Raw genomic sequence first — 3,547 nt, 5'->3', positions numbered from 1 at the left:
CACCAGATACGACATGCCGCGGGGCCGGTCGATCAGCTCCTGCTTGGACTGCGCCGACCCGACGAACCCCACCGGCCCGCCCAGCACGGCGGCCGGGGTGGGCGCGCCGTCGTCGACGAGTTCCAGCAGCCGGAACAACGCGGTCGGCGCGTTGCCGATGGCCAGCACCGCGCCGCCCAGGCGATCGGCCCACAGTTGCACGGCGGCGGCCGAGCGGGTGGTGTCCAGCGCCTCGGCCAGGTCTGCGGCGCGGGCGTCGGCGACCAACGAGACCACCTCGTTGTCGGCGGGCAGCCGGGACCGGGTTATCCCCGCCGCCACCATCGACGAATCGCACAGCACCGGCGCCCCGGCGGCCAGCGCCGCGTGGGTCTTGGCGACCACGTCGTCGCTGTAGGCGACGTGCTCGGCGACGTCGACCTGCCCGCAGGTGTGGATCAACCGCACCACCACGCGGGCGACGTCGTCGGGAAACCGGGACAGGTCGGCCTCCGCGCGGATGGTCGCGAACGACTGCCGGTAGATCTCGGCGGCGTCGCGGATGTAGTCGAGCACGCGCTCACCCTACGGGGGTGCGGTGCGCAGGCGGTATCCGTCTGCGGTGGCCACCAGCACGTCACCGGCGGGTGGACTGCCGCAGGCCCGATCGCACCCGACGAAGTGCCGGTGGGTGCTGCTCGGCTCGGCGGCCGCCCGCGCCGCATCCGCCCGGACGTCGGCCGCGGAGTGTTCGCAGCCCGGGCTCCCGGTGCAGGCGCTGACGCCGAGCCACGACGAGTTCTCGTCGAACACCAACCCCAGCGGCGCGAGCACCCGCAGGGCGGCCTCGGCCACGCCGTCGTCGAGGTCGCAGACCAGCACCGAACGCCACGGCGTGACGATCAGCGGCGCGCCCGTGGCCGCGAGGTACTCGGCGACCCGGGCCTGCAGAACGCCGAGCGGAACCGCTGCACCCAACGCGACGCGGCCGTCGTCCTGACCGATCCAGCCCACCGGTGCGCGGGTGACCGGCGGCCAGGAAGCGCCGGGCTCAGCGGATCGGGACAGGTTTTCCATCAGCGCCGAGGTGTCGGCGAGTTCGGCTACCCGCCAGGCATCTCCCCGGGTTTTCCCGAACCGCGTTGCGATGGAGGTCATTGTCGCCACCACATCGGCTGCGGCGATCCGAACGCCGGTATCACGGCCGGCCAACAACACGGCGACCGAATCGCCACAGACGTGAGCGCCGACGTCGGCGCCGAGGCCCGAGATGTCGCCGCGGCCGTCGTCGATGCCGAACCAGAATCGCCCCGGAAGGTCGGCAAGCGCCGGCTCGGCCGTGATCGCGGCGTCCAGCCGGTCCACCCAGTCCCGCACGTCGGCGTCCCCGCCAGCCCGTCCGGACAGCGGCGAAGCGACGATGTTGCGGACCCGCTCGTGGGTGGCCGACGGCAGCAGCCCGGCCACCGCGACGGCATCGGCCACCGCTTCGGTGGCCTTGTCTCCACGAATGCCACGGATCTGAATGTTGCCTCGCGACGTGAGTTCCATTGCCGGTGAGCCGAACCGCGTCGCGGCGTGCGCCAGCGCCTCGAGCTGAGCCGGGGTGATCATCCCGCCGGGCAGCCGCACCCGCGCCAGCGCACCGTCGGCGGCGCGGTGGGTCTGCAGCGCGCCGGGACACGCGTCCTGGTCGCCGGGCCGGGTCATTGGCCCCACGGTACTCGACAAAAGACCACGTCAACCCCGCTGTGTATGCCGGCGCGCGGCACTGGGGTAGTCCTCTACGCGTGTGTCAATTAACGGCCGACCATAACTTTCTCCTCATGAGGGCCCGGCTCCACCGGGCGCGAAAAAAATCGTGTGAGGAGAAGATCGAAATGACTGACCTGGCAACGGGATTGGGCCAGCAGAAAAAGGCCGATCAGACGGAAGTCGTCACGGCGGCGGCCCCGGCGCTGATCACCGAACAGGAGGTGCTGTTCGGCACCGCAGCGGCGGTAGCGGTGCCGTCTGCCAAAAGGAATCGCCCACGCGATGTCCGTAGGCATTACCCGAAGCGGTACAGCTACCTGGAGGACTCGCTGATGTCGCGGGAGATGGACAGGCTGTGACCCCCGTCACAGCGCAGAGCGCGTGTTCCGTCTCTAACAAGCCGATCATTTCGGTCCGCCGCGGGCGTAGGTTCTGACTACTGCACTCGTGTGTAACAACTGGATAACCCGAAAGGAACGACGATGTTCGAACTCATCGCATTCAGCGTGGTAGTACTGCTCCTCGTCGCGGCGGCCGGTCTGCCGTATCCGCATCTGCCGTATCCGCAGACATGGCACAAGCGCTTTGGAGCCGACGACCTCTAACCGGGCCTCAGCCCAGGCTTGGCCGGTACGTCCCGAAGCTCCAGACGTTGCCGTGCGGGTCGCGCGCTGCGAACTCCCGTGAGCCGTAGTCCTGGTCGGTGAGGCCCATGACGATCTCGGCCCCCGCCGCAACCGCGCGGTCGTGCAGGGCGTCCGGGTCGTCGACCACGACATACAGCAGCACCGGCCCGGGCAGAGCGAAGGGGCTGTCGTCCTCGCGGTCGGCGTCGTTGATCATCACCAGACCGTTGCCGACCTTCACCTCGGCGTGCTTGAGCGGTTGGTCGGGGTCGGGGGGATGCACGGCGGTCGCGACGGCCGCGAAGGTCCGCTCCAACCACTCGATCGCCTCGCGGGGTTTGGAGTAGGGCACGATCGGTATCGCCAGGTTGCCTGTCATTGTGTCGGTCATGTCCGCCACGCTAGGCCGGGCGTGCGACGTCGTCTTGGACGGAATTTACGGTGGCCGCCCGTAACTCGGTCGGTGTGATGCCGGCCAGATCGCGCACCTCGCGCGCCAGATGCGCCTGGTCGAAGTAGCCGCACCCGACGGCCGCGTCGGCCCAGTCGATCCCCGCGTCGTTCGCCAGCTGCGCGGCCAGCTTTTCGAAGCGCACAATCCGGGCGATCAGCTTGGGCGGCAGCCCGACGGCATCGCGGTATCGCGCGATCAATCGGCGGTGACTCCATCCGAGATCACCGGCGAGCTCGCCGATCGAGGCCGCTCCGCCGCTGGCCACGATCCGGAGCAGCGACCAGCCGACACCGGCGTCGACCGGCGCCGCGTCGGTCAGCCGTGCCCGCAGAGCCCGGTCGATCAACCCGAACCGCGTCGGCCAGTCGGTCGCCTCGCCGACGCGCTGCACCAGGTCACGTCCGAACCCGCCGAACACGTCGTCGAGCGGCACCGAGCGATTGGCCAGCTCGCTCATCGGCAGCCCGGTGAGCCGGCGGGCGCCGAGCGGTGTCAGGTCGACCTGCAGGCAATGCGCCGTCCCGTCGTGCCCGACCAGCACCGGACCCTCGGTGACGCCCGCGATGAACGAGCCGAGTCGCAACGGCGCACGGTGCTGTCGATGAATGACCGTCCACCCCGCGTCGAGGTCGATGATGACCGGCACGTAGGTGCAGGGCAGCTCGCGGAAGGTGACCGGACCCGGGGCCCGTTCCGTGAATCCCTCGTAGCGCAGCACGACACCCCGCAGTGA

At 69.9% G+C, this 3,547-nt stretch carries 6 protein-coding genes; 2 read left to right on the top strand and 4 right to left on the bottom strand.

Features of this window, described 5'->3' with window-relative positions; genetic code table 11:
- The coding region (locus ACRDU5_RS20600; RefSeq protein ID WP_526616756.1) for a precorrin-8X methylmutase at positions 1-555 on the bottom strand (555 nt) is incomplete at its 3' end.
- Between the two features lie 9 nt (positions 556-564).
- Complete coding sequence (gene cobG, locus ACRDU5_RS20595; protein WP_526616754.1) at positions 565-1,689, bottom strand: precorrin-3B synthase; 1,125 nt, start codon at positions 1,687-1,689, stop codon at positions 565-567.
- 170 nt (positions 1,690-1,859) lie between these two features.
- On the opposite strand from cobG, the gene ACRDU5_RS20590 reads away from it, so the two are divergent.
- Both ACRDU5_RS20590 and ACRDU5_RS20585 read left to right on the top strand, forming a co-directional pair.
- Complete coding sequence (locus ACRDU5_RS20590) at positions 1,860-2,093, top strand: hypothetical protein (RefSeq protein ID WP_526616753.1); 234 nt, start codon at positions 1,860-1,862, stop codon at positions 2,091-2,093.
- A 123-nt stretch (positions 2,094-2,216) separates the two neighbouring features.
- The gene (locus ACRDU5_RS20585; protein WP_526616752.1) at positions 2,217-2,339 is read left to right on the top strand and encodes a hypothetical protein; all 123 of its coding nucleotides are present in this window, start codon (positions 2,217-2,219) and stop codon (positions 2,337-2,339) included.
- A 7-nt stretch (positions 2,340-2,346) separates the two neighbouring features.
- On the opposite strand, the gene ACRDU5_RS20580 is transcribed toward ACRDU5_RS20585, so the two are convergent.
- Positions 2,347-2,751 carry a VOC family protein gene (locus tag ACRDU5_RS20580; protein ID WP_526616751.1) on the bottom strand — a complete coding sequence of 135 codons (405 nt, stop codon included), beginning with the start codon at positions 2,749-2,751 and terminating at the stop codon, positions 2,347-2,349.
- 10 nt (positions 2,752-2,761) lie between these two features.
- On the bottom strand, positions 2,762-3,547 hold a 786-nt coding region (locus tag ACRDU5_RS20575), incomplete at its 5' end, for a helix-turn-helix domain-containing protein (RefSeq protein ID WP_526616748.1).

The organism is Mycobacterium sp., assembly GCF_050701515.1.
In the GTDB taxonomy this organism is placed as follows: domain Bacteria; phylum Actinomycetota; class Actinomycetes; order Mycobacteriales; family Mycobacteriaceae; genus Mycobacterium.
This window is presented reverse-complemented; position numbering and strand designations above follow the sequence as displayed.

Bases quoted from the DNA above. Each gene is read 5' to 3' on its own strand.
- ACRDU5_RS20580 (WP_526616751.1), bottom strand. From the start codon at position 2,751: ATGACCGACACAATGACAGGCAACCTGGCGATACCGATCGTGCCCTAC.
- cobG (WP_526616754.1), bottom strand. From the start codon at position 1,689: ATGACCCGGCCCGGCGACCAGGACGCGTGTCCCGGCGCGCTGCAGACC.
- ACRDU5_RS20590 (WP_526616753.1), top strand. From the start codon at position 1,860: ATGACTGACCTGGCAACGGGATTGGGCCAGCAGAAAAAGGCCGATCAG.
- ACRDU5_RS20585 (WP_526616752.1), top strand. From the start codon at position 2,217: ATGTTCGAACTCATCGCATTCAGCGTGGTAGTACTGCTCCTCGTCGCG.